This window comes from Micromonospora sp. NPDC049257, from assembly GCF_040678915.1.
Classification (GTDB): Bacteria; Actinomycetota; Actinomycetes; order Mycobacteriales; family Micromonosporaceae; genus Micromonospora; species Micromonospora antibiotica.
In genome coordinates, this window is the sequence record NZ_JBFAQU010000026.1 from 17,946 (window position 1) to 37,679 (window position 19,734).

The 19,734-nt window shown below is 73.9% G+C and carries 16 protein-coding genes; 11 read left to right on the forward strand and 5 right to left on the reverse strand.

From position 1 onward, the window contains the following. Positions 1-9: 9 nt before the first annotated feature. The gene (locus tag AB0K25_RS26600; protein ID WP_363823317.1) at positions 10-1,974 is read right to left on the reverse strand and encodes a hypothetical protein; all 1,965 of its coding nucleotides are present in this window, start codon (positions 1,972-1,974) and stop codon (positions 10-12) included. 201 nt (positions 1,975-2,175) lie between these two features. On the opposite strand from AB0K25_RS26600, the gene AB0K25_RS26605 reads away from it, so the two are divergent. From AB0K25_RS26605 to AB0K25_RS26640, 8 genes are all read left to right on the forward strand, one after another. Continuing rightward, complete coding sequence (locus AB0K25_RS26605; protein WP_219464312.1) at positions 2,176-4,206, forward strand: TIGR03960 family B12-binding radical SAM protein; 2,031 nt, start codon at positions 2,176-2,178, stop codon at positions 4,204-4,206. Positions 4,207-4,407: 201 nt separating this feature from the next. After that, the gene (locus AB0K25_RS26610) at positions 4,408-5,127 is read left to right on the forward strand and encodes a TIGR03936 family radical SAM-associated protein (RefSeq protein ID WP_357024105.1); all 720 of its coding nucleotides are present in this window, start codon (positions 4,408-4,410) and stop codon (positions 5,125-5,127) included. Between the two features lie 131 nt (positions 5,128-5,258). Further along, positions 5,259-8,393 (forward strand): Rne/Rng family ribonuclease, encoded by a 3,135-nt coding sequence (locus AB0K25_RS26615; RefSeq protein ID WP_363823320.1) that lies wholly within the window; start codon positions 5,259-5,261, stop codon positions 8,391-8,393. Between the two features lie 115 nt (positions 8,394-8,508). Continuing rightward, positions 8,509-9,003 carry a hypothetical protein gene (locus AB0K25_RS26620; RefSeq protein ID WP_219464311.1) on the forward strand — a complete coding sequence of 165 codons (495 nt, stop codon included), beginning with the start codon at positions 8,509-8,511 and terminating at the stop codon, positions 9,001-9,003. A 225-nt stretch (positions 9,004-9,228) separates the two neighbouring features. Next, positions 9,229-9,543, forward strand: a complete 315-nt coding sequence (gene rplU / locus AB0K25_RS26625; RefSeq protein ID WP_067312477.1) for a 50S ribosomal protein L21 — start codon at positions 9,229-9,231, stop codon at positions 9,541-9,543. 11 nt (positions 9,544-9,554) lie between these two features. Beyond that, the gene (gene rpmA / locus AB0K25_RS26630) at positions 9,555-9,806 is read left to right on the forward strand and encodes a 50S ribosomal protein L27 (protein WP_088647594.1); all 252 of its coding nucleotides are present in this window, start codon (positions 9,555-9,557) and stop codon (positions 9,804-9,806) included. Between the two features lie 155 nt (positions 9,807-9,961). Further along, positions 9,962-11,437, forward strand: a complete 1,476-nt coding sequence (gene obgE / locus AB0K25_RS26635) for a GTPase ObgE (protein ID WP_357535720.1) — start codon at positions 9,962-9,964, stop codon at positions 11,435-11,437. A gap of 70 nt (positions 11,438-11,507) precedes the next feature. Then, positions 11,508-11,957 carry a GNAT family N-acetyltransferase gene (locus tag AB0K25_RS26640; RefSeq protein ID WP_219464303.1) on the forward strand — a complete coding sequence of 150 codons (450 nt, stop codon included), beginning with the start codon at positions 11,508-11,510 and terminating at the stop codon, positions 11,955-11,957. Positions 11,958-11,966: 9 nt separating this feature from the next. On the opposite strand, the gene AB0K25_RS26645 is transcribed toward AB0K25_RS26640, so the two are convergent. From AB0K25_RS26645 to AB0K25_RS26655, 3 genes are all read right to left on the reverse strand, one after another. Further along, positions 11,967-12,449: a DUF4383 domain-containing protein gene (locus tag AB0K25_RS26645; RefSeq protein ID WP_219464301.1), complete on the reverse strand. Its 483-nt coding sequence runs from the start codon at positions 12,447-12,449 to the stop codon at positions 11,967-11,969. 276 nt (positions 12,450-12,725) lie between these two features. After that, complete coding sequence (locus AB0K25_RS26650; protein WP_363823324.1) at positions 12,726-13,814, reverse strand: glycosyltransferase family 2 protein; 1,089 nt, start codon at positions 13,812-13,814, stop codon at positions 12,726-12,728. A 351-nt stretch (positions 13,815-14,165) separates the two neighbouring features. Continuing rightward, a complete protein-coding gene (locus tag AB0K25_RS26655; RefSeq protein ID WP_363823327.1) occupies positions 14,166-15,413 on the reverse strand; it encodes a cytochrome P450 in 1,248 nt (415 codons plus the stop codon). Positions 15,414-15,641: 228 nt separating this feature from the next. On the opposite strand from AB0K25_RS26655, the gene AB0K25_RS26660 reads away from it, so the two are divergent. After that, positions 15,642-16,034: a hypothetical protein gene (locus AB0K25_RS26660; protein ID WP_363823330.1), complete on the forward strand. Its 393-nt coding sequence runs from the start codon at positions 15,642-15,644 to the stop codon at positions 16,032-16,034. A gap of 122 nt (positions 16,035-16,156) precedes the next feature. Here AB0K25_RS26660 and AB0K25_RS26665 read toward each other — a convergent pair whose 3' ends face one another. After that, on the reverse strand, positions 16,157-16,375 hold the full coding sequence (locus AB0K25_RS26665; protein WP_067312494.1) for a DUF397 domain-containing protein: 219 nt from the start codon (positions 16,373-16,375) through the stop codon (positions 16,157-16,159). Positions 16,376-16,441: 66 nt separating this feature from the next. On the opposite strand from AB0K25_RS26665, the gene pepN reads away from it, so the two are divergent. After that, positions 16,442-18,958, forward strand: coding sequence for an aminopeptidase N (gene pepN / locus AB0K25_RS26670; protein WP_219464296.1), 2,517 nt, complete (start codon positions 16,442-16,444; stop codon positions 18,956-18,958). A 71-nt stretch (positions 18,959-19,029) separates the two neighbouring features. Next, positions 19,030-19,626: a nicotinate-nucleotide adenylyltransferase gene (gene nadD / locus AB0K25_RS26675; protein ID WP_219464295.1), complete on the forward strand. Its 597-nt coding sequence runs from the start codon at positions 19,030-19,032 to the stop codon at positions 19,624-19,626. The last annotated feature ends 108 nt before the right edge of the window (positions 19,627-19,734 follow it).

A 19,734-nucleotide genomic window follows, 5' to 3' on the forward strand; every position in this document is an offset into this window, starting at 1 on the left:
GGCGCGTGCTCAGCCCTGCTTGGGGGTGACGATCTGGGCACGCATGGTGGCGAGCAGCCGGGCGCTGTCGTCCACCGAGAGCCGGGTGAAGACCCCGGTGGCGCTGCTGCCGTAGTCCACCGACGTGCAGACCACCACGGCGGTGCCGCTGGAGGAACCGGTCGCGCAGCGCTCGTACCGGCCACGGACGCCGCTGTCCACCGGTTGGGGCGTGCCCAGCGTGAACGTGTCGGTCAGCCGCACCATCGTGTCGTCCGCCTCGGACTCCGGCCGGAACCGGAAACCGGTGTCGCCGAAGACGGTCACCCGCTTGCCGTCGGAGGTGCTGTACACCCCGGCGTAGACGTCCTCGGCCAGCAGGTTCGCCTTGCGTACCTCGGTCTTGAGCTTCTCGACCTCGCTGCCCGAATCCTCGCGCAGGGTCAGGTCGGCCACCTGGGTCGGCAGGGCGGCATCGGCCGGGTACTGCTGCCAGGCCGGCCTACCGAACCAGGCGGGGCAGCCACAGCAGCAGGCCAGGCTGAGCAGCAGCACCCAGGGCCAGCGCCGACGCTTGCGGCGGACGTACCCCTTGGGAGGTCGGCCCGGGTTCGGCGGTGGGGCGGCCGGTTCCGGGCGGACCCGCCGCTGCTTCGGCGGCCGGGGTGGCGCGGGCGGCGGCGCAGGTGGCAGCGCCGGGCGGGCCGGCGGCGGGGACGCCGGCCGCGCGACCGGCACCGGCGCGACCGGGTACGGCCGGGTCGGTGAGGGTGCGGCGGGGCCGGCCGACGACACCGACGGGTACGCCGGCGCCGGGGAGTTCGGCTGGGGCGGGGTCGGGGTGGGCGTGTGCTGGTGGGGCGGGGTCGGGGTCGGGGGGTGCTGGTGGGGTGGGGCCGGGTCGGCGGCCGGTGGGTAGGGGCGGGTCGGCGGAGACGGGGGGTAGGGCAGCGCGGCCAGCTCCGGGTGGTGCAGGTCCCAGCCGCCGGTGTCCACGCCCGCCCACGGGTCCACCGGGGCGCGGTGTTCGGGCAGCTCCGGCGGAAGGGGCGGCGGAGGCGGCGGCACCGGGGCGAACTCCACCGACTCACCCCAGCTGCGGCGGCGGGGCGGCGGCGCGGGCACGGCGGCGGAACCACTCCAGCGGGGGGCCGCGGGCTGCTCCAGCGTCGGGTCGGGCCGCTGCTCCAGCCGGGTGGCGTCGGGGCGCTGTTCGAGCCGGGTGGCGTCGGGCCGGTGCTCCACCCGGGTGGCGTCGGGGCGAACGGCGTCGGGGCGGGGGGTGCCGGGGTGCTGCTCCACCCGGGTCGGGTCGGGTCGACCGGGCGGCGGCTCGGGTGTCGGCGGCTCGGGTGCCGTGCTCCGGGCCGGAACGGTGGCCGACCCGCGCGCCGGGGTGGTGGGGCCGGGTGCGACCCCCCGTGCCGGGCTTGCCGGTTCCGCCGCCGTGCCGGGCACCGGCGGGCTGAACTGTCCGGCCGGGCCTGTCGGCTCCGGCGGGCTGGCCTGGGCGGTCGGGTCCGGCCCGGTGGCCGGCTCGTCCGGCTCGGCCGGTTTCGGCGGGGTGGCCTGGTTGGTCGGCTCTGGCGGGGTGGCCGCGTCGGTCGGGTCCGGCGCGGTGGCCGGCTCGTCCGGGTCGGCCGGTTTCGGCGGAGTGGCCGGCTCGTCTGGGCCTGTCGGCGCGGGCGGGTCGGCCAGGCTGGCTGGCTCCGTCTGGGTGGTCGGCTCCGTCGGGGTGGTCGGCTCCGGCGGGGTGGAGTCGGCGGGCGGGGAAGACTCGCCGGCCGGGTGCGTGGGGTCGCCCTGCGTGACCTCAGCGGGCTCCTCGGCCGGCGCTGCGGTGTCGGCAGGGTCGCTGTCAGGCGGTACGGGGAGGTCGGCTGGCCCGGCGGAGACCACCGGATCCTGCTGCCGACCCGGGACCGGGTCGCCCCCCTCGGCCAGCCGGTCTGTTCCCGGCTGCGGCTGCGGCATCGCGGCAATCTCCTCTCGCACCGGTTGCGAGGTTAGTACCGGGGCGCCACCTCGACCAATCGGCGGTACCGCGACCGCCCGCCCCGCGTCCGGGAATCCCCGGCCCCGCCACCGGCCGTCCGCCCGCCCGCCGGGCACCGGACACCAGCGGGCCGTCGGGGCGGTGGGGGAGACCGGCGGTGCGGCGTGCCGTCCGTGGGTGGACGCGTACCCTTGGGCTCCATGAGTGCTCCGTCCACGACCCCGCGCCCCGCCGCGGCCACGCCCGACGACGCGGCGGTCGCGTCGCCGCACCACGACACCACGCTGTCGGTGTGGCCCCGGCTGGAGGCGCTGCTGCCCCAGGTGACCAAGCCCATCCAGTACGTCGGTGGCGAGCTGGGCGCGGTGGTCAAGGACTGGGACGCGGCGACCGTCCGATGGGCGCTGATGTATCCCGACGCGTACGAGGTGGGCCTGCCCAACCAGGGTGTGCAGATCCTCTACGAGGTGCTCAACGAGCTGCCCGACGTGCTGGCCGAGCGGACGTACGCGGTGTGGCCCGACCTGGAGGCGCTGATGCGCACCCACGGCGTGCCGCAGTTCACCGTCGACGCGCACCGCTCGGTGCGCCGCTTCGACGTGTTCGGGGTCTCGTTCTCCACCGAGCTGGGCTACACCAACCTGCTCACCGCGATCGACCTGGCCGGCATCCCGATGCTGGCGGCCGACCGCACCGAGGCCGACCCGGTGATCGTGGCCGGTGGGCACGCCGCGTTCAACCCGGAGCCGATCGCCGACTTCATCGACGCCGCCGTGCTCGGCGACGGCGAGGAGGCGGTCCTGGAGATCACCACGATCGTCCGGGAGTGGAAGGCGGAGGGTTCCCCGGGTGGCCGCGACGAGCTGCTGCTGCGGCTGGCCCGCACCGAGAGCGTCTACGTGCCGCGCTTCTACGACGTCGACTACCTGCCCGACGGTCGGATCCAGCGGGTGGTGCCCAACCGCCCGGACGTGCCGTTCCGGGTGCACAAGCGCACGACGATGGACCTGGATGCCTGGCCGTACCCGAAGAAGCCGCTCGTGCCGCTGGCCGAGACGGTGCACGAGCGGTACGCGGTGGAGATCTTCCGGGGCTGCACCCGGGGTTGCCGGTTCTGCCAGGCCGGCATGATCACCCGCCCGGTGCGGGAGCGGTCGATCACCACCGTGGGGCAGATGGTCCAGCAGGGGCTGGAGTTCTCCGGCTTCCACGAGGTGGGGCTGCTGTCGCTGTCGTCGGCCGACCACTCCGAGATCGGCGACATGTGCTCCGGCCTGGCCGAGCAGTACGCCGGCACCAACGTGTCGCTGTCCCTGCCGTCGACCCGGGTGGACGCGTTCAACATCGACCTGGCACAGGAGCTGTCCCGCAACGGACGGCGGACCGGGCTGACCTTCGCCCCGGAGGGCGGGTCGGAGCGGATCCGCAAGGTCATCAACAAGATGGTGTCGAAGGACGACCTGATCCGCACGGTGGTCACCGCGTACACCAACGGTTGGCGGCAGGTGAAGCTCTACTTCATGTGCGGCCTGCCCACCGAGACCGACGCCGACGTCCTCGAGATCGCCGACATGGCGCACGAGGTGATCCGGGCCGGGCGGGCGGCCACCGGCTCCAAGGACATCCGCTGCACCGTCTCGATCGGCGGGTTCGTGCCCAAGCCGCACACCCCGTTCCAGTGGGCGTCGATGGAGCGGCCCGAGGTCATCGACGGCCGGCTCAAGCTGCTCAAGCAGGCCATCAACGCGGACCGGTCGCTCGGCCGGGCCATCGGTTTCCGCTACCACGACGGCGAGCCGTCGCTGATCGAGGGGCTGCTCAGCCGGGGTGACCGCCGGGTCGGTGCGGTGATCCACGAGGTGTGGCGCAACGGTGGCCGGTTCGACGGCTGGAGCGAGCACTTCTCGTACCGGCGTTGGGTGGACGCCGCCGCCGCGGTGCTCCCGGGCTTCGGCGTGGACCTGGACTGGTACACCACCCGGCAGCGCGACGAGCTGGAGGTGCTGCCCTGGGACCACCTCGACTCGGGCCTGGACAAGGACTGGCTGTGGCAGGACTGGCAGGACTCGCTGGGCGAGTACGAGCAGGACGACTGCCGGTGGACCCCGTGCTTCGACTGCGGCGTCTGCCCGTCGATGGACACCGAGATCCAGATCGGGCCCACCGGCCGTAAGCTCCTGCCGCTCACCCCGGTCACCGCGCTGAAGGTGCCCACCGGCGCCCAGCAGTGACCGCCGACGGGGCGGGGCCGGCGCGCTGTGGCGGGCCGCCCGTCCCGTTCCGACGATCGTGAAGCTATCGTCACCGGCAGTTCGCGCCCCGGGTCGACCCGGGGCGCGGCACCACCGGCCGGCGTCAGACCGAGGAGTACGACGATCAGCAGGAAACCACAGCCGGAGGGCGGGCAGGCGCCGGTCGTCCAGCGTGTCCGGATCCGGTACGCCAAGCGCGGGCCGTTGCGGTTCACCTCCCACCGGGACTTCGCCCGTGCCTTCGAGCGGGCCCTGCGCCGGGCCGCCGTGCCGGTGGCCTTCTCCCAGGGCTTCACCCCGCATCCGAAGATCTCCTACGCCAGCGCCGCCCCCACCGGCGTCGCCAGCGAGGCGGAGTACCTGGAGGTCGGCCTCCAGGCGACGGTCGACCCGGAGCAGCTGCGGCTGGCCCTCGACGCGGCGCTCTCACCGGGCCTCGACGTGCTGGAGGTGGTCGTCGCCGCCGGGGGGAGCCTGGCCGAGCGGATCGAGGCGTCGCACTGGCGCATCGAGCTGCCCGACGTCGACCCGGACGTGGCACGACGGGCGGTGGCCGCCTTCGTGGCCGCCGACGAGGTGCAGGTCGAGCGGATGACCAAGCAGGGCCGACGGACGTTCGACGCCCGTGGCGCGGTGACCCACATCGATGTGCTGCCGCCGGGGGAGACGCCTTCCGGGGCAGCGGACTCGTCATGTGCGATACTCGAACTGGTCGTACGGCAGGTCACCCCGTCCGTACGACCCGATGACGTCCTTTCCGGCCTCCGCGTGGTGGCCGCCCTGGAGCCGCCGGTCTCCCCGAGGGTGATCCGGCTGGCGCAGGGCGTGTTGACGGCGCAGGGTGCGATCGTGGATCCGTTGGACGCGGATCGCGACGGGGCAGCCATCGGAGAACACTGACCGTCGGTCAGCGTTCTGGCAGGCAGACTTCGGCGGTCGCGCACGTCGCGTGCCCGGCGGAAACACTTTTGCGGCGATCCTGCGTGGCAGCGCTCACCCGCGCCCGGGGCCGCCAGAACTGGAGAACGTCCATGCTCGAGAACGAGCCCGAGGGCGGCGAACGGACCGGTTCCCAGCCGGCCGGCGACACCGCCGACAGCACCGTCGACGGCGGCACGGGAGCCGCCGCCACGCCACCGGAGGGCGCTGCGGCGTCGCCGGACGGCGCGGCGGCCCCCCCGACCCGGCGGCGGACCACCCGACGGCGGGTCGCGCCGCTGAGCCAGCCGGAGTTGACCGGGGGAGCGCCCGCCGAGGCGTCCGCCACCGCCACCTCGGCCACCGACGAGTCACAGCAGGCCGAGGTGATCGTCCCGGTCGCCGGTGAGTTGGACTCCGCGCCGAAGACCACCCGACGTCGCCGCAAGGCCACCCCGGCCAAGGCGGCCGAGGAGCCGGTGGTCGCCGACGGGGTGGAGGAGGGCAGCGCGGAACTCGTCCCGCCGGTGAAGGTGACCCGTACCCGGCGGAAGAAGGCCGTCGCCCCGGCGGCGACCGAGCCACCCGCCGAGACCCCGGCCGCGCCGCTGCCGGCCGCCGAGGCCCCTGCTGCTCCGGCGGCGGTGGCTCCGGTTGCCGCAGCTCAGGAGCCGGTCGTCGCGGCGGAGGAGCCCGCCGTGGAGGCGGCTGCCCCGACCGAGCCGACCGTCGCCGACGAGGCCGAGGAGCCCCTGGTCGGGGAGCCCGTCGCGGAGGAGCCCGCAGCCGACCGGTCGACCCCCGTGTCGACGCCGCCGGCCGCGGCCGGTAACCGGACCGGGGAGGTGCCGCCCGGGGTCGCCGTGCCGGCCGTGGACGAGGCGGTGGAGCCGGCCGAGCCGCAGCCGCGGACCCGTCGGCGACGGGCCGCGATCGCCGCCCCGACGGTCCTGTTCATGGCCCCGCAGCCGGAGGAGCTGCCCACCTTCCGGGTGGTCGAGCCCGGCCCGGTCGCCGAGGCACCGGTCGAGGAGCTCGCCGAGGAGCCCGTCGAGACCGGGCGGCGGCGTCGCCGTGGCCGCCGGGAGACCGAGCCGGTCGAGGCCGTCGAGCCGGTCGAGCCCGTCGTGGAGGAGCCCACCGGCGAGGCCGAGGAGGGCGCCGAGGACGACGGCGACGACGAGGACGACGACGAGTCGGCCGCCGCGCGCCGACGACGCCGCCGGGGTCGGCGGGGTCGGGGCCGGGGCAAGGGCGGCGCGGACGACGCCGACGAGGACGACATCGAGGAGCCGGCCCAGGCCGAGGCCGAGGGGGACGACGCCGAGGACGAGGGCGACGGGGACGGGCTGACCCGTCGTCGGCGTCGGCGTCGCCGTCGGGGTGCCGGGGACGTCGAGGGTGGCGCCGACGACGGCGTACCCACGGTGGTCAAGATCCGGGAGCCCCGCAAGGCCGTCGACGAGGTGCAGGGCGTCTCCGGCTCGACCCGGCTGGAGGCCAAGCGCCAGCGTCGCCGGGACGGCCGGGAGCAGCGCCGGACCCGGCCGCCGATCCTGAGCGAGTCGGAGTTCCTGGCCCGCCGGGAGGCGGTCGACCGGGTGATGGCGGTCCGCCAGCGCGGCGACCGGACCCAGATCGTGGTCCTGGAGGACGGCGTCCTGGTCGAGCACTACGTCACCCGCAACTCGTCGGGCACCATGGCCGGCAACGTCTACCTGGGCAAGGTGCAGAACGTCCTGCCCAGCATGGAGGCGGCCTTCGTCGACGTCGGGCGGGGCCGCAACGCCGTCCTGTACGCCGGTGAGGTCAACTGGGACAGCAGCGGCCTGGAGGGGCGTTCGCGCTCGATCGAGCAGGCGCTGCGCTCCGGCGACTCGGTGCTGGTCCAGGTCACCAAGGACCCGATCGGCCACAAGGGTGCCCGGCTGACCAGCCACGTCGCGCTCTCCGGCCGGCACCTGGTCTACGTGCCCAACGGCAACGCCTCCGGGATCAGCCGCAAGCTGCCCGACAACGAGCGCAAGCGGCTGCGCGACGTGCTCAAGAAGCTGGTCCCCGACGGCGCGGGCGTGATCGTCCGGACCGCCGCCGAGGGGGCCAGCGAGGACGAGCTGGCCCGGGACGTCAAGCGGTTGCAGGCCCAGTGGGAGGACATCCAGGCCAAGGCGACCGGTGGCGGCGCTCCGGTGCTGCTCTACGAGGAGCCCGACCTGGTCATCCGGGTGGTCCGGGACCTGTTCAACGAGGACTTCCGCGAGCTGGTCATCGAGGGTGAGCAGTCGTACGGCATGGTCGAGTCGTACCTGTCGCACGTCTCGCCGGACCTGGTCGACCGGGTGCGCCGGTACGTCGGCACCGCCGACGTGTTCACCGAGTACCGCATCGACGAGCAGATCATCAAGGGGCTGGACCGCAAGGTCTTCCTGCCCTCCGGTGGTTCGCTGGTGATCGACCGTACCGAGGCGATGACCGTCATCGACGTCAACACCGGCAAGTACACCGGCTCCGGGGGCAACCTGGAGGAGACGGTCACCCGCAACAACCTGGAGGCGGCCGAGGAGATCGTCCGCCAGCTGCGGCTGCGCGACATCGGCGGCATCGTGGTGATCGACTTCATCGACATGGTGTTGGAGTCCAACCGGGAGCTGGTGCTGCGCCGGCTCACCGAGTGCCTGGGCCGGGACCGCACCAAGCACCAGGTGACCGAGATCACCTCGCTTGGCCTGGTGCAGATGACCCGTAAGCGGATCGGCGCCGGCCTGCTGGAGGCGTTCAGCGAGCCCTGCGAGTGCTGCAAGGGCCGGGGCCTGGTGATCCACACCGAGCCGGTGCCGGAGAAGCCGCGTGCCGTCAACGGCGGCGCGGGCGACCGGGTCAAGGCCGTCGCCTCGGCGGTCACCGCCCCGGCGGCCGAGCCGCCGGTCAGCGCGTCGTCGCGGCGGCGGGCCCGCAAGGCGGCCACGGCGGAGCGGACCGTGGTCGAGACCACCGACGCCACCGACGTCGAGGTCGCCGCCCCGGCGGTCGACGCCGGCTACGACGACACCATGGGCTACGACCTGTCCCGGTACGAGACGCAGACCCCGGCCGTGGCCGACGCCCAGACGGGCGAGTCGGCCCGGCTCGCGGGGGCGGACGACCCGGACGCGCTCGGCGAGGCCGACGGCGACGACGACGGCGGGGAGGCCGGCACGGGCCGGCGTCGTTCCCGCCGGGGCGGTGCCCGTCGCCGTACCCGGCCGTGACGGGCTGACCCGCACCTGGCAGCACCGGACCCCTTCCCCGGCACACCGCCGGTGGGAGGGGTCCTGCCGTGCCGGTGGCCGACGATACGATCGGGCACCCCGGCTAGGAGATGACATGCGCCGCCTGCCCGCCGCCATCGTGGTGGCCACCGTCCTGCTGACCGGCGTCGGGTGCTCCGGCGACCGGGCCGACCCGCCGACCACCTCCGGCCAACCGTCCGGTGCCGTGACCCCCGCCACCGTGGTCCCGTCCGCCGTGGTGAGCGGTTCCCCGGCGGGTGGCAACGGGCCGCAGGTGTGCGCCGACGCGGAGGCCGCGTCGACCACGGCGGTGCGCACCTACGTCGAGGAACTGGGCAAGATGATCGCGGCGGTCGGCGCGAACGACAGCACGGCGGCGGACACCGCCCGCAAGCGGGCGGAGACGGCGCTGACCACGTGGCGGACCGTGTTGCGGCAGCAGTCCGGCCGGGCCACCGACCCCCAGTTGAAGGCCCTGCTCGCCGACCTGGCCACCGAGATCGGCCGGCTCGGCACCGACGTCGACTCGATCGACGAGACCGAGCTGGACCGGCTCCAGCAGCGGCTGGACCAGCTCTGCTCCCGCTGACGGCGGTCGGTGGCGGTGTGGTCGGTCGACCCGCCCGGCCGCCGGGAGGGCCGCTCGACAGGGGGGGGTCGGTTTGGGGCGCGGGTGGATGATGGCGTACTCTTTCCTGCGGCGCACTTTGGTGTGCCGAGTTCCCGCGTGCCCGCGCTGCCGGTGTCACAGCTACCCGGCGAGTTGCCATGGGAACGACCGCCAGCAGCCTCAACGACAGGGAGTCCGCCTCCGATGTACGCGATCGTCAAGACCGGCGGCAAGCAGTACAAGGTCGCCGAGGGCGACGTGATCGAGGTCGAGAAGCTCACCGGTGCCCCCGGTGACGCGGTGAAGCTCACCGCGGTGCTCCTCGTCGACGGTGACGACCTGGTGACCGACGCGGCGAAGCTTGCCAAGGTCGCGGTGTCCGGCGAGATCGCCGCGCACACCAAGGGCCCGAAGATCCGGATCCACAAGTTCAAGAACAAGACCGGCTACCACAAGCGCCAGGGTCACCGCCAGCCGTTGACCCAGGTCAAGGTGACCGGCATCTCCAGCGGGAAGTAGGTCGTCGGACAATGGCTCACAAAAAGGGTGCGTCCAGCTCGCGTAACGGTCGTGACTCCGCGGCCCAGCGACTCGGCGTGAAGCGCTTCGGTGGTCAGGTCGTCAGCGCGGGTGAGATCCTCATCCGTCAGCGTGGCACCAAGTTCCACCCCGGTGACCTGGTCGGCCGTGGTGGCGACGACACGCTGTTCGCGCTGGCCGCCGGCTCGGTCCTGTTCGGCACCAAGCGGGGTCGCAAGACCGTCAGCATCGTGCCGCAGTAGCTCGAAGGCGAAGCGGGCCGCGGACCTCGGGTCCCGGCCCGCTTCGCCGTTTCAGGTGGGGGATGCTCCCACCGCCGGGTGCCCGTCGCCGTCGCGCCGGGGCCCGGGGGGTGTTTTCAGGTGCGGGGCCGGACCCCGCTGGAAGGATTGGCGTCGTGACGACGTTCGTTGACCGGGTCGTCCTGCACATGCAGGCCGGCGACGGCGGGCACGGCTGTGTCTCCATCCACCGGGAGAAGTTCAAGCCCTTCGGCGGCCCGGACGGGGGCGACGGCGGACACGGCGGCAGTGTCTCGCTGGTGGTCGACCCGCAGGTGACCACGCTGCTGGACTTCCACTTCCGCCCGCACATGAAGGCCGAGAACGGCAAGGGCGGCGCGGGTTCGAACCGGGACGGCGCCAAGGGCCACGACCTGCTGATCAAGGTGCCGAACGGCACGGTCGTGCAGACCCTCGACGGTACGGTGCTGGCCGACCTGGTCGGTGTGGGCACCACCTTCGAGGCGGCGCGGGGTGGGCGCGGCGGGCGGGGCAACGCCTCGCTGGCCAACGCCCGACGCAAGGCGCCCGGCTTCGCCGAACTGGGCGAGCCCGGTGACCGGCTCGACGTGGTGCTCGAACTCAAGAGCGTCGCCGACGTCGGCCTGGTCGGTTTCCCGTCGGCGGGCAAGTCGTCGCTGATCTCGGTGATCTCCGCCGCCAAGCCGAAGATCGCCGACTACCCGTTCACCACCCTGGTGCCCAACCTGGGCGTGGTCCGGGTGGACAACCACACCTTCACCGTCGCCGACGTGCCGGGTCTGATCCCGGGTGCGGCCACCGGCAAGGGGCTGGGCCTGGAGTTCCTGCGTCACGTCGAGCGGTGCGCCGTGCTGGTGCACGTGGTCGACACGGCGACCCTGGAGCCGGGCCGGGACCCGTTGGCCGACATCGACACCATCGAGGCGGAGCTGGCCGAGTACGGCGGGCTGGCCGACCGGCCCCGGCTGGTGGCGCTCAACAAGGTCGACGTGCCCGACGGGCAGGACCTCGCCGACATCGTCCGCCCCGACCTCGAGGCGCGTGGGTTCCGGGTGTTCGACGTCTCCGCGGCCACCCGGGAGGGGCTCAAGGAGCTGACGTACGCGATGGCGGAGCTGGTCGACCAGGCCCGCCGTGCCGCGCCGCCGGCCGAGCCGACCCGGGTCGTGATCCGCCCCACGGCGGTCGACGACGCCGGCTTCACCATCGAGGCGGCGGCCGACGGCTCGTTCACCGTCCGGGGGGTCCGACCCGAGCGCTGGGTACGCCAGACGAACTTCGACAACGACGAGGCGGTCGGTTTCCTCGCCGACCGGCTGGCCCGGCTGGGGGTGGAGGAGAAGCTGGCCAAGGCCGGCGCGAGCCCCGGTGACCTGGTCCGGATCGGCGAGCGGGAGTTCGACTGGCAGCCGACCCTGTATGCCGGCGTCGACTTCGTCCCCGGCAACCGGGGCACCGACGTGCGGCTGGAGGAGAAGTCGTCGCGCCCCGCGGCGGCCGAGCGGCTGGCCGCCCGCAAGGCCCGCCGGCAGCGCCCCGAGGACGAGCTGGCCTCGGCCCCGCATGACCTGCCGGACGACGACGAGGATGACGACGAGGACGAGGAGTAGCCCCGTACCGGTCGGGCCCGGGTCGTTTTCCGGAAACCTCCGCGAAACGGACCCGGCCTAGCGTGGGGTGATGCTGATCGAGTCCCGTCCCGCCACCGACCCGGAGGTCGACGCGCTGGTCGCCGCCCAGCAGCGGGAGCTGCGCGAGGCCGACGGCGGGCTGGACGGGCAGGCCACGGTGGTGCACGACGGCATCCGCTACCTGGTGGTGGTGGACGGCGGCCGGGTGGTGGCCTGTGGTGGTGTCCAGTCCCTCGACGCCGACACCGGCGAGTTGAAGCGGATGTACGTCCGCCCGGGTTACCGGGGGCGGGGGATCGCCCGGCAGTTGCTCAGCGCGCTGGAGGAGTTGGCGTTCCAGCAGGGCCACTCGGTGCTCTGCCTGGAGACGGGCAGTTACCTGCCGGCTGCGATCGGCCTCTACACCTCCTGCGGCTACCGGCCGATCCCGGTCTACGGCGAGTACGTCGACAACCCGTACAGCGTGTGCTTCGCCAAGCGGCTGCCCGTGGCGGCCTGAACGCGAGGGTCAGCCCCGGTCGGGTGGGACGTCCAGCCGACCGCCCGTGCCGGCGTCGTTGGACAGCAGCAGGCCGACGGCGAGCATGCCGAGGCCGAGCATGAGGTGCAGCCAGCTGTCCGCGTCGTTGAACGGCACGATGTTGGCCGGGGTGTCCCGGGTGACGGCGAAACCGTAGAGCCAGAGCGCCAGGTAGAGCACCCCGCCTACGGTGAGGTAGAGCCGGGCCCCGCCGAGCCGGCGGGCCAGCACCAGGCCGACCAGGCCGAAGACGAGGTGCAGCAGGTTGTGCAGCACCGACACCTGGAACACCCCGAACAGTTCCGCGCCGGAGTGGTGGCCGGCGAAGGCCAGCTCCCCGTAGCCGGTGGTGACGCCGGGGACGAAGCCGAGGATGCCGAGCAGCAGGAAGACGGCCGCGACGATGGTGGCGACCATCTGGACCCGGGGCTTCGGGGCGGCCGGGGCGGGCCGTCGCGTGGCGTGGGCCATCGCTGTCACCTCCAGGGGCCGACGGTCGGACGATCTCCATATTCTGGGCGGTGTGGCGGCCCTGGGCGGGGGAAACGACGAAAGGACCCCGACCACCTGCTGCGGCACCCGCGCGGTGGCGGCCGGCCGGCAACGGCCGGTTCCGGCGGCCGGACCCCATGACCGGCCGGCCGGTCGGGCCCGGTCAGCGGCCCGGGTGGTCGGTGAGTCCCGGTCAGCGGCCCGGGGTGGTCGGGTGAGTCCCGGTCAGCGGCCCGGGCGGTGGGTCAGGCCCGGTCAGCGGCCCCGGGTGGCGGGATCGGCGCGGATCCACCGGGTCAGGTCGCTGGGCTCCACCGGGGTCAGTTGGCGACGCAGCGCCCGTACCGAGTGGGCCGGCAGCCGGACCCGTCGACCGGCGTGGCGGACGCCGCCGCGACCCACCCGACGGGCCAGCGCGAGCCAGCCGCAGACCCCGCGTTCGAGCAGCCAGAACGGCGCGGCCAGCGCGGTGGTCGGGGGGAACACCGCCGATCCGCCGGCCCGCCGTCGGCCGACCTCCGCCACCGCCACCGCAGTGGCCGCCGCGCCGGCCAGCAGACCCGGCCGGCGGGCCAGCACCGCGGTCAGCGCCCCGGGCAGCACCGCCAGCGCGACCAGCAGCCGTGCCGGCCGGGCCAGGTCGTCGTACGCCTGGCGGACCCGCTGCCTGCGGAAGTGCGCCACACCGGGCGGCAACCGTCGTACGTAGAGCCAGGCGGGGCTGGCCTCGGTCCCGCCGTACGCCCGGACGGTGCGGACCAGTTCCAGGTTCTCGAAGAGCACGTCCGGGTCGTAGCCGCCCATCGCCCGGAAGGTGCTGCGCCGCACCGCCAGGGTGCCCGGCCGGTCCGCGCCGAACGCCCGGTTGAGCAGGGTCCGACCGGTGTCCCACCAGGCGTGCCAGGGCAGCGGGTGGAAGTAGTGCTGCGGGCGGACCAGGTCGGCGGCGTCCAGCAACCGGTGCACCGCCCGCAGCCCCGCCTCGTCGTACCGGACGTCGTCGTCGGCGATCACCACGTGTTCGTGCCGCGCCGCCGCCACCCCGGTCAGCACCGCGCGCACCGTGGCGTTGACGCCGTGCACCGTCGGATCGGGTGGCAGGTGGCGCAGCAGGCCGTGCCAGCGGGCGGCGTGCCGGGCGAAGACCTCCGGCGGTGAGCTGTCGACCACGGTCACGTCGACCAGCCGGCCCAGCGTGCGCAGGTAGCCGGTCAGCTCGTCCGGGCTGTCGTCGTCACCGTGGCACAGCGGTAGGACGTACTCGACGGGGAGCCGGGGTGGGCCGCCCGGCGTGGCGGTCGGGCGGGACCCGACCGGGACCGGCCGCGCGGCGGGGGCGCTCATCCGCCCGCCGACCAGTGGCCCTGGAAGGTGCCGGTACGGCGGTGCCGGCCGGTGCGGCGGGCCCGGCGGGTGACGGTGGCGGGCAAGGGTCCTCCCGGTGACGGCGGTCCCCGGGCATCCCCCACCCGCGCCGTGACAAACCGCGTGGCTCCCCGGTACGCCTCGGTTCACCCGCCGGTGTCCGGCAACCCCGCGCCCGGCTACCGGCTTCCAGTCCCCGATGCCCGATGCCCGACGCCCGGTGCCCGGCGCCCGGCGCCCGGCGCCCGACGTCAGGCTTCTGGTTTCCGGCTCCCGGGTCGGCTCCCCGGTCGGGTTCGGGTGGCGGGACTGGTCAGTCGGCCCGGCGGCTCAGTCGGCGCGCTGGACGCCGGTGAGCACGAAGCCGCTGGGGGGCAGGGTCGGGACCCGCGACAGGTCCAGGGCCAGGTCCTGTGGTGGCACCTGGTAGTCCATCGCCCCGGCCAGCAGACCGACCGCCTGTTTCATCAGCTCGATGGTGATCCACTCCCCGGCGCAGCGGTGGCCGCCCAGGTGGCTGCCTCCGCCCTGCGGCACGAAACCGTACGGGTCGTCGCGCCAGCCGGCGAACCGCTCCGGGCGGAACTGCTCCGGTTCGGGCCAGAGCCGGGGGTGGTGGTTGGTGCCGTACAGGTCGAGCAGCACCCGGCGGTCCTTGGGAAAGTGGTGTCCCTGCCACTCGAAGGAGTGCCGCACCCGGGCGAAGGCGACCGGGAAGAAGGGGTAGTAGCGGCGTACCTCCTGGACGAACCACTCGGTCGGCTCGTCGCCGGTGCGGACCCGGTCCCGCCAGGCCGGGTGGTCGTGCAGGGCCAGGGCGGCGAAGACCACGTACCGGTCGACGGCCACGGTGGGGCGCAGCACGTTGATCAGTTCCACCGCGGCGACCCGGCGGGGCAGCAGCCGCCCCTGGGCGTCGCGGTGTTCGGCGATGACCGCCAGCGCGCTTCCCGGCGGCGCGGCCAGGGTGCCGATCCGTACCCGCTCCACCACGTCGGTGATCCAGCGTTCGGCGCGCAGGCGTCCGCGCAGACCACGCCAGTGCCGAAGACCCAGTGCGGCCGGCCCGTCGATCATGGCCTGCATCTGGGCGTTGCGCCGGACGACCTCGCTCTCCGGCAGCGGTACGCCCGCCCAGGCGCAGACGGCCCGCAGGAGCAGTGGGCCGACCTCGTCGCGCAGCACCACCGGGCCGGGTCCACCCCAGCTCGCCAGTCGGGTGCGCCACTGGTCGGCGAAGAGTTGGCCGAGCCGCGCGACGCCCGACGGGGTCATGATCGACATGAACATGGCCTTGCGTTCGGTGTGGGCCGCGCCGTCGAGGCCCTGCACCCCGCCCTGCCCGGTCAGCGTCCGCTGGCCCCGCTTGGGTGCCGCCCCGGCCCGCCGGAACCGCTCGGTGTCGTAGAACAGCTCCGCCGCGTCCCGCCCGCGTAGGAAGATCGTCGGTTCCAGCAGCAGCCGCGCGGTGAAGATGTCGGTGTCGTAGCGCTCGCACCGGGTGCTGATGAACCGGTAGCCCTCGCGGAAGAACGCCAGGGTGCTCTCCGGGCTGCGGTCGGCCGGGGTGGTGGCCATCGGGCTCTCCTGACGCGGTGACGGTGGGCGGACCCGGCTGGTCGGCCTTGGGTGTTCTACCCGGGTTTGGGGCATTGAATCCCCCGGCCGGCCCCCGCCACCGCGGCGGGCCGGGTCGGCTGTGGGCCAGCAGCCGGGCGACCGCTGGCCCCTCCCGCGACGCCGGAAACCTGCTTGGCTCAGCGGTACGGCCACCACGGGGGCCGGTTCGACGACGGGGGAGGCCCGATGCGGGAGAACACACCGCCGTACTGGCGGGAGCGGCGGCTGGTCGACCTGCCCGGTGGGCCGGGTGGGGTCCGCCCGCCGGATCAGCCGCTGATCCGGCGTCCCCGTCGGCCACCCCGACACTTCACCGTGCACCTGGGTTTCGCCGCCGACGGGCCGGAGCAGGCCCGGGAGTTGGCGGTGGCGTACGCGCAGGCACTGAGCCTGCTCCGCCCGGAGCTGGTGCTGGCCTCGGCCGCCCTGTCACCGGCCGGCTCCTGGCGGGCCGCGCAGCGGCTCTTCTGTCACGTCGTCGGCCCGGACGGCGAGCGCTGCGTCGACGTCGCCGGCCACCCGGGGTTCCATTACGCACCCGGGCCGGGCGGGCTCGGCTGGGGCGAGGGGGACGGGTGAGCCGGGGGCCCGACACCGGTCGACCGGCCGGCCGCCCGATGGCCAGCCGGACGCCCACCGGGCCGGTGCCCCCGGGGGTAGGGTGTCTCGCCACCTACCGCCCGGGGGTCGGCGTCCGGCACTCAGTCGAGGTCGAACTCGCCGTCCTGCGCGCCTGCGACGAACGCGTCCCACTCGGCCTGGGTGAAGACCAGGACCGGGCCGTCCGGCTCGGCCGAGTTGCGCATCCCGATCAGGTCGTCCACGAAGGCCACCTCGACCGCGCTGTCGGAGGTGTCTCCCTCGGCTCGCTGCCAGACCGCCCGGGACAGGTCGAAGTCGCCCTTGGGGTGCTGACCCATTGTTGATCCTCCATTGCCGCGCGTATCGGGAAGCCCGGCCGGCTCCCCGTCGGGCAGGATAAGCGGATGCCGAGCCTGACCCGTGTAGAGGCGACCGCGCGTCGCGCACTGATCGATGTCGAGTCCTATCAGGTGGACCTCGATCTGACCGGTAGCGAGGAGCGCTTCCGGTCGACGACCACCATCCGGTTCCGGGCCACCGCCGGTGCCGAGACCTTCGTCGAGGTCAAGCCCGCGACCCTGGAGACGGTCCGGCTCAACGACCGGGAGCTGGACCCGGGAGCGCTCACCGACGGCCGGTTCCCCCTCACCGGGCTGGCGGCGGAGAACACCCTCACGGTCACCGCCGAGATGGCCTACTCCAACACCGGTGAGGGGATGCACCGGTTCGTCGACCCGGCCGACGGGGCGACGTACCTCTATGCGATGTCGTTCCTGGACGAGGCGCCGCGCATCTTCGCCGCCTTCGACCAGCCCGACCTCAAGGCCCCGGTGACCCTCGCGGTGACCGCCCCGCCAGAGTGGACGGTGGCCGCCAACGGCCCGCTCACCGCCAACCCGGCCCCGGGCCGCTGGGAGTTCGCCCCCACCGCGCCGCTGGCCAGCTACTTCGTCACGCTGATCGCAGGCCCCTGGCACGTCCGGCGGGACGACCACGACGGCATCCCGCTCGGCGTCTACTGCCGGCAGTCGTTGGCCACCCACCTCGATGCCGACCTCGACGAGATCCTCACCGTCACCAAGCAGTGCCTGGACCGCTTCCACCAGCTCTTCGCCGAGCCCTACCCGTTCGTCAAGTACGACCAGGCGTTCGTGCCGGAGTTCAACGCCGGGGCGATGGAGAACCCGGGCCTGGTCACCATCCGCGACGACGACATCTTCCGCTCGGCGGTCACCGACAGCGAGCGGGAGCAGCGGGCCACCACCATCGCCCACGAGATGGCCCACATGTGGTTCGGTGACCTGGTCACCATGCGCTGGTGGGACGACCTGTGGCTCAACGAGTCCTTCGCCGAGTACCTGGGCAACCGGGTCACCGCCGAGGCGACCCGGTTCGACCGGGCCTGGACGACCTTCGCGATCCGCCGCAAAGCCTGGGGGTACGCCGCCGACCAGCGCCCGTCCACCCATCCGGTCGCTCCGGACGAGGTCGCCGACGCCGCCCAGGGCCTGCTCAACTTCGACGGCATCTCGTACGCCAAGGGCGCCAGCGTGCTCCGCCAGCTCGTCGCCTGGCTCGGCGACGACGCCTTCCTGGCCGGGCTCAACCGGCACTTCGCCGCCCACCGCTTCGGCAACGCCACCCTGGCCGACCTGCTCGCCAACCTCAGCGCCGCCAGCGGGCGGGACCTCACCGACTGGGCCGCCCGGTGGCTGCGTCAACCGCAGGTCAACACGCTGCGGACGGAGACCTCGGTGGACGCCGACGGCCGGTGGTCCTCGGTGGCCGTGGTGCAGACCGCGTCGCAGGAGTACCCGGTGCTGCGCCCGCACCGGATCGCCGTCGGCCGGTACACCCCCGACGGCGCGGCCGAACGGATCGAGGTCGACCTCGACCCGGCCGCCGACCGGGGGCGTACCGAGCTGCCCGAGCTGACCGGTCGGGTCGCCGAGGGCCTGCTCCTGCCCAACGACGGTGACCTCACCTTCGCCAAGATCCGGCTCGACCCGGCGTCGGCGGACGCGGTCGGCACCGTGCTGCCCACGCTCACCGACCCGTTGGCCCGCGCCCTGCTCTGGGAGGAGTCGTTGGACGCGGCGACCGACGGCGAGCGGCCGGTGTCGGCGGTGGTGTCGTTGCTGACGGTGGCCCTGCCCGCCGAGACCGAGGTGGCCGTCGCCGAGAGCGTGCTCGCCCGCAGTCGCAACCTGGTCGACCGCTACCTCGACCCGCTCGCCCGCGACGCCGCCCTGCTGCGGACGGCCGAAGCGTGCGCCACGTTGCTCGCCGCCGCCCCGGCCGGCGGTTCGCTGCAACTGGCCGCTGCCCGGGGGCTGCTCTCCGCCACCGCCGACGCCGACCTGCTGGCCGGGTGGCTCGCGGGCCGGGAGGTGCCGGCCGGGCTGGCCGTCGACGCCGAGCTGCGCTGGGCGCTGCTGCACCGGCTGGTGGTGCTGGGTGCGGCCGGCGAGCCCGAGATCGCCGCCGAGGCGTCGGCCGACCGCAGCGCCACCGGTGCCGAGCGGGCCGCCCGGTGCCGGGCGGCCCGGCCCGAGGTGGCCGCGAAGGACGCCGCCTGGGAGATCATCACCCGGGACACCAGCTGCTCCAACCGGCTCGTCGAGGCGGCGGCCGAAGGGTTCTGGCAACCCGAGCAGGCTGAGCTGACCGGCACGTACGTCGACCGGTACTTCACCGAGATGCCGGCGGCGGCGCGACGGCGTACCGCGTGGGTGGCCGAACGGGTCGCCCGGCTGGCCTTCCCCCGGTACGCCGTGGCCCAGCCCACCCTGGACTCGGCCGCGGCCCTGCTCAGCCGGGACGACCTCACCCCCGGGCTGCGGCGCAGCGTCGTCGACGCCGCCGACGACCTGCGCCGGGCGCTGGTCGCCCGGACGGCGGTCGCCGCTGCCGCCGCCTGACGGGGCCGGTGGGGATGCCCGGCATCCCCACCGGCCGCTCAGGCGGGGTGGGCCGGGCCTACGATCATCGGGTGGAGGAAGACATCCGGCGGATCGGCATCATGGGCGGCACCTTCGACCCGATCCATCACGGCCACCTCGTGGCGGCCAGCGAGGTGGCGGACCGGTTCGGCCTGGACGAGGTGGTCTTCGTGCCGACCGGCCAGCCGTGGCAGAAGGCGGACACCCCGGTCAGTCCGGCCGAGGACCGTTACCTGATGACGGTCATCGCCACCGCCTCCAACCCGCGTTTCCAGGTCAGTCGGGTCGACATCGACCGTGGTGGCCCCACCTACACCGTCGACACCCTGCGTGACCTGCACCACGAGTACGGCCCGAAGGCGCAGCTGCACTTCATCACCGGCGCGGACGCGCTGGAGCGGATCCTGTCCTGGAAAGACCTGGACGAGATCTTCGCGTTGGCCCACTTCATCGGGGTCACCCGGCCCGGGTTCGCGTTGACCGACGAGCACCTGCCCGCCGACACGGTCAGCCTGGTGCAGGTGCCCGCGATGGCGATCTCGTCGACCGACTGCCGCGACCGGGTCGGTCGGGGGGAACCGGTCTGGTATCTGGTGCCCGACGGTGTGGTGCAGTACATCGCGAAACGACGGCTCTACCAGCAGTGATTCCGCCCGGTAACCGCCAGTTCGTCCCGGTAACCGGCCAGAACTGACAAGTCGTCTCCGCGTCGGGTGTGAGACGCTTGACGGGTCGCACGGTTGATCGAAGGAGAA